The following is a 5,893-nucleotide window of genomic DNA, read 5'->3' as shown; positions in this document are numbered from 1 at the left end:
GGCGAGCCTCACAATCGTGTTGGAGATACCCGTCATACTACGCGCCGAACTGAAATCGAGACCAGAGCAAATCATGATAAACCTTCGTTCTCTCAACCTGTTACAATCAGTCATGTCGTTAGCGTTGGGACACTAGTGATATCAATTTAGATTTGGCATCCAGGATGCAACTATCTAGTGCATGGGCCGCCGAGCCAACCCCTCGGTTTCGGCGGCACTGTTGTCAACAGGGTGTCGGGATCGCCCCCCACTTACGATCCTGGCGCTTTGTGGGTTTGGCCTGTGGGAGCCCCCTCTCTTCCACAGGCCCTTTTTTTATCCCCGGTTTGTGTGGGGCAGGATATCCCTGATCACGGAAATGGTGGAATAGACCCCCAGCGTCGCGAATATGATAAAGAATATGATCCCGTATATATTTGAGATCAATTCGGCCATTGGATTGTTCATGACCAGCGCCGCGCATCCGGCGAACCCGAGCGCCACGCCCAGAAGCTTGAACAGGTAGGCGTCTATTTTTTCCAGCAAACTTGCGTGTTCCATAGTGTGAAAGGATAAACGTGTTGGTACGGGTGTGTCAAACGGTTTGGGACAACCTAATGTGAAAGCCGACCGGCGTTTCAATGATAAACTTACTCCATGAAGATATTGGGGGAACTTGCGCTGGTCCGCCTGATAGAGCGGATGTTCAACACAGCCGGGGGGGCAAACCTTGGCATCGGGGATGACTGCGCCGCCATCGCCCCATCGAAAGGGACTCTCACCCTGGTCACCACCGATTCGCTGGTGGATGGGGTCCACTTCAATAAAAAGCTCGCACCGGCGGAGCTTATCGGGGCGAAGACCGCCTCCGTGAACCTTTCGGACATAGCCTCCATGGGGGGCGTCCCCAAATACCTGTTGTTGTCGGCGAACATCACCCCAGGCACAGACGCAAAATGGATGACCCGGTTTTTACGCGGCTTCAAATCGGCGATATCACCCTTCAAATGCCAGCTTGTCGGCGGGAACGTTTCATCCGCAAATAACGACCTCTCATTCACTGTCACCGCCATCGGCGAAATAGAGCGGCGGCGCATGGTGAAAAGGGACGGGGCGCGCCCGGGTGACGTGGTCTATGTCACCGGAACCCCCGGCGACTCGGCTCTGGGGCTGGATTTTTTGTTAGGCGGCGGGAAACGCCTTTCACCGGCCCAGCGAAAACTTGTGGCGCGGCACTTAAATCCCACCCCGAGGGTGGAGTGGGGTCGGCTGATCGCCAAACATGGATTGGCCACGGCGATGATAGACATATCCGACGGTGTGGCGCTCGACCTTTACAGGGTGATGGAAGCGTCCGGCACGTCCGCCGCGATAGACCTGTATGATTTCCCGCTTTCAAAAGAAGCGGCGGGGTTGGTGAAGGCCGGGGGGGCGGAAGCCTGGCGGCGCGTTCTGACCGGGGGGGAGGATTACGAGCTGATGTTCACCGTTGCACCCGGGAAAACCAGCGCCTTGGAACGGCTCGTCAACGCCGGCAAGATCATCGCCGCCCCCATCGGAGTGGTGACGGAGGGCAAACCGGACGTAAAAGTGGTGGGGACGGAAGGAAGGATTATGAAGATGGGAAGGATGGGATGGACGCATGGATGAACGGATTAGATAACTGACCACAATATTTTCACCATCCAAAAATATCCTGAAATATCCTCCAATATCCATTTATCCAAATATTTCAGCTATATAGCCAATATACATCATATTGTGCTTTAACTTCCCCTCCATACTATATATATGGGTTTTTCTCTTTACACCGCCAATATTAAGTGGTACCTTGGTTCAAATTCGTTCGGGTGGTTGATTATCGGTTGTGATTTATGTTTGTAAATCGCATTGGGGAAGCCGGACAATAGGGAGGGTGGTAAAACCAGATGTATTTTAAGAATATCGAAATGCGTGGGTTCAAATCCTTCGTTGACGAGACGAAGCTTGCGTTTGAACCGGGCGTCACCGTGGTGGTGGGGCCCAACGGCTGCGGCAAGAGCAACATCGCCGACGGCATCCGGTGGGTTCTCGGCGAGCAGTCGGCCAAGATCATGCGCGGGGCGAAGATGGAGGATTTCATCTTCAACGGATCGTCCTCCCGCAAACCGGCCGGTTACGCCGAAGTGAGCCTGACCATTTCCAACGCCGGGGGAATGATAACCACCCAGCCATACGCCGGATACGACGAGATCACCGTCACCCGCAAGCTTTACAGGTCCGGCGAGTCCGAATATTACATCAACAAGGTCCCGTGCCGGTTAAAGGACATCGTGGACGTTTTCCTGGACACGGGCGTTTCCATCCGGGCCTTTTCCATCATCGAACAGGGGCAGGTGACAAAGCTTGTCAACTCCAAGCCGGAGGAGAGGCGCTTTATCATAGAAGAGGCGGCAGGGGTGATGAAATACAAGTACCGCCGCAACGCCGCCATCAACAAGCTTGAGGCCAGCCAGACGAACCTCCTGCGGATACAGGACATTTTGGGCGAGCTTGAGCGCCAGCGCAATTCCCTCAACAGGCAGGCGAAGAAGGCGGAGCGCTACAAGGAGTTCCGCTCGGAGATCAGGACGAAGGCGCTGGTGTGCCATGCCCACGATTTCAGGAGGCAGACGGACGAGTTGACGGAAGCGTCCGGCGCGCTGGAGAAAAGGCGGGAGGACGAGGCGAACCTTCTGGCGGAACTTTCCACGAAACGCAACGAGGCGGAGATAATCGCCTCGCAGGTGGCCGCCGAAGAACGGGACCTTTCGGAGCTTCGCGAGGAGCGCCAGACGATGACCTCGTCCATGGAGAGAAACGACGACCACAAGGGGCTTCTCACCCGGCAGCTGGATGAATTGGCCCAGAGCAACGAAAACGCCCTTGGCGAGATCGGCCGGATCGAAAGCGAAATCACAGGAGTGCAGGAGGCGGCCGAGGTTCGCAAGGGGGAGATCGCGTCACTTTCGGAAACGATCACCGGCGACGAGGGGCGGATCGGCGAACTGCGCAGGGAGACGGACGCTGTGCGAGGCGGTCTTGGTGAAAAGCAGGCGGAGCTTTCGCGCGGCCTGCGGGAGGCCATGGGGCTTATGGAGCGGATTTCCGCCCATGGGGCGCGCATAGCTTCGGTGAAGGCGCGCATAGAAAACACCGTCTCAAAGCTGGAAGGGCTCGGCGCGCGGGAGAACGAGATAAACACGGCAATGGCCGCGCTGAAGGAAAAAGTTGCGGCGTTGAAAGCGGAGTCCGAGGCTTTGTCCGCCGCCTCCCTTTCGGAGATGGACAACAACTCCGCCATAAGGCGCGGGCTGGAGGAGGCTTCGGCGGCGTTAAAATCCGTCGAGGAAGAGCTTTCGGCGGCGGAAAAAGAGATCACGCGGCAGGTGTCCCGCCTGGAGTCCCTGGAGGAACTGGAAAGGAACATGGAAGGTTTCTCCGAAGGGGTGCGCCGCCTGATGAAAAGAAGGAACGAAGGGGCTTCGGAGCTCTCCGGCGTGAAGGGGCTTTTGGCGGACGGGCTTCGGGTGACTCCGGAGCTGGAAGCGGCCGTGGGCGCCATCCTCGGCGAGCGGCTGGAGGCTGTGATAGTGGAAAGCGCAGGGGCGGCCATGCAGGCCGTTTCGCTGATGAAACGGGAGAACATAGGCAGGTCCGGATTTGTCCCCATGGGCCTTTCCGCCTCGTCCACCGGCGCTGTGCAGGCGCCGGCCCATCCGAAACTTGTCGGGCGCGCGGTGGACATGGTCACATTGTCCGGCGATGTGCCGCAACAGGCGGCCGCGGTGCTTGCGAACATCCTGATAGCCTCCGATCTTACCGGGGCGCTGGAGATATGGAATTTAAATCCCGGATCTTTCACCGTCGTCACGCCGGAAGGGGACATGGTGGACAGGTTCGGATTCGTCACGGGCGGATCTCCCGCCAAGGCGGCCGCCGGCGGAGCTATCGTGGCCCGCAAGAGGATGATAGAAGAGATACGGGCGCAGTTGACCACGCTGGAGGCCAAAAAGGATGAGACCGCCTCCCGTAAAGCGGCGGCGGTGGAGACTGTCCGCATGGCGCGGGAGAAGCTGGCAATGTCGGACCATAACCTGCGGGAAATCGAGATGAAGTCCGTTTCCATCTCCAGGGAAATGCAGCGGGAGGAGTCCGAGCTTGCCCGGGGGGCCACCGCCCTTGAATCGCTTATGCGCGACAGGGACAACGCCATGCAGGAACAGGCCCGTTTGACGGCGGAGGAACTGCAGATCGCCGAAGAGACCGGCGCAATGGAACGCAGGAAAGAGGAACTGGACGCGGCCAACGGCGCGTTCCAGACTTCGCTGGACGAGTTGCGCGGCCGGCTCGACGAGATGACAGGAAGGCTTGGCGCGGAGGAGGTGAAACTGGCCGAATCGCGCGGAAGGCTTGAAAACCTGAGGATGGACCTGCGGCGCCTGGAGTCCTCCGGCGTGGAGATGACGGGGAGGATACAACGCCTTCGCGATTCGATAAGCGGCTTTGGCCGCAGGCGGGACGAGATCGCCCAGTCCACGGAAAAGCTGGACGCGGAGAACGTGGAACTGGCCCGCAAGCGGGACACCATATCCGCCAGCGTCAACCAGATGGCCGACACGCTAAACGAAAAGATCGAGCGCAGGGCCGAAATGGAGCGTTCCGCCCGCGAAATCGAGAAAACCCTGGACGATATCCGGACGGAAACGGCCTCGCTTGCCGTGAAAAAGTCGGAGCTTGAGATGCGCATAGAAAACCTTCTGGAGAAGGCCGACCACGAGTTCAACATCCCTGTGGAGGATCTGCGGACCGCGGACATCGAGGGGTTGGACGTGGAGGAGGCGGGACAAAGGCTGGCTTTCCTGCGGGGTGAACTTTCGCGCATCGGCGACGTGAACATGAGCGCGCTGGAGGAGTACGAAGAGGTCAACGGGCGGTTTGAGTTCATGAAAAACCAGCACGAGGACCTTGTAAAATCCATCGCCACGCTGCGCAAGACCATAGACAGCATCAACGCCACCACCGCGGACATGTTCAACGAGACGTACGAAAAGGTGTCGCGCAACTTCGAGATAGTGTTCAAGCGGCTGTTCGGCGGCGGCCGGGCGGAGATGCGCCTTACCCAGGAAGAGGGGCAGTCCGAACCGGGGCTGGAGATATTCGTCCAGCCGCCGGGCAAGAAGGTGCAGAACCTTAACCTGCTTTCCGCCGGTGAGAAGGCGATGACCGCCATAGCGCTGCTGTTCGCGGTGTTCATGACGCGCCCCAGCCCCTTCTGCCTGCTCGACGAAGTGGACGCCCCGCTCGACGAAGCGAACATATTCCGCTTCCGCGACATGCTCATGGAGATGAAGGCGAACACCCAGTTCATCATCATCACCCACAACCAGAAGACGATGAGTTTCGCCGAACGGCTCTACGGCATCACGCAGGAGGAAGAGGGCGTTTCCAAGATACTCTCCGTGGACCTGGTGGACAAACACCACGAGGATTTTGAGCTTACTGCGGCGTAGTTGACTGTATAATAGATTGTGGCGCGTTCAGGCAGGAGGCTTCCTGGGTGCTGGGATTGATGGAGATACTGATTGTCAACTCATCTGTTTTAAGTGAGGTGACTATGAACATGAATATTGTTTATTCAATTTATGGATCTTCCGGCATTCATCTTGCGGTTGATTTTCATTTTTTCATCCCTTCTGCCTGAGCGCGCCACAGTCCTTAATGCAACCGGGACACAAACAATTATGGCTGGACGATGAGAAAGTGTCCTAAACTTAGTTGAAACGAAGGTATGACCTCACCTGCTACCATGTTTTTGAACGAAAACAACGGAAAGCAAGGAGGTCACATGAAAAGAGTAAACGGTAACGGGAAAACTGGCAAGGGAAGAATGGAT

At 57.4% G+C, this 5,893-nt stretch carries 3 protein-coding genes; 2 read left to right on the top strand and 1 reads right to left on the bottom strand.

Annotation, left to right across the window (positions count from 1 at the left end; translation table 11 throughout):
- Window positions 1-315: 315 nt before the first annotated feature.
- Complete coding sequence (locus HZB29_14210) at window positions 316-525, bottom strand: hypothetical protein (protein ID MBI5816751.1); 210 nt, start codon at window positions 523-525, stop codon at window positions 316-318.
- Between the two features lie 111 nt (window positions 526-636).
- Here HZB29_14210 and thiL point away from each other — a divergent pair, with 111 nt between their 5' ends.
- Window positions 637-1,629 (top strand): thiamine-phosphate kinase, encoded by a 993-nt coding sequence (gene thiL, locus HZB29_14205; GenBank protein MBI5816750.1) that lies wholly within the window; start codon window positions 637-639, stop codon window positions 1,627-1,629.
- A gap of 278 nt (window positions 1,630-1,907) precedes the next feature.
- Window positions 1,908-5,510, top strand: coding sequence for a chromosome segregation protein SMC (gene smc, locus HZB29_14200; protein MBI5816749.1), 3,603 nt, complete (start codon window positions 1,908-1,910; stop codon window positions 5,508-5,510).
- Window positions 5,511-5,893 lie beyond the last annotated feature (383 nt).

It is taken from the genome of Nitrospinota bacterium, from assembly GCA_016235255.1.
In the GTDB taxonomy this organism is placed as follows: Bacteria; Nitrospinota_A; UBA7883; order UBA7883; family JACRLM01; genus JACRLM01.
The sequence above is the reverse complement of the archived record's forward strand: the minus strand, read 5'-3'. Positions and strand labels throughout refer to the sequence as shown.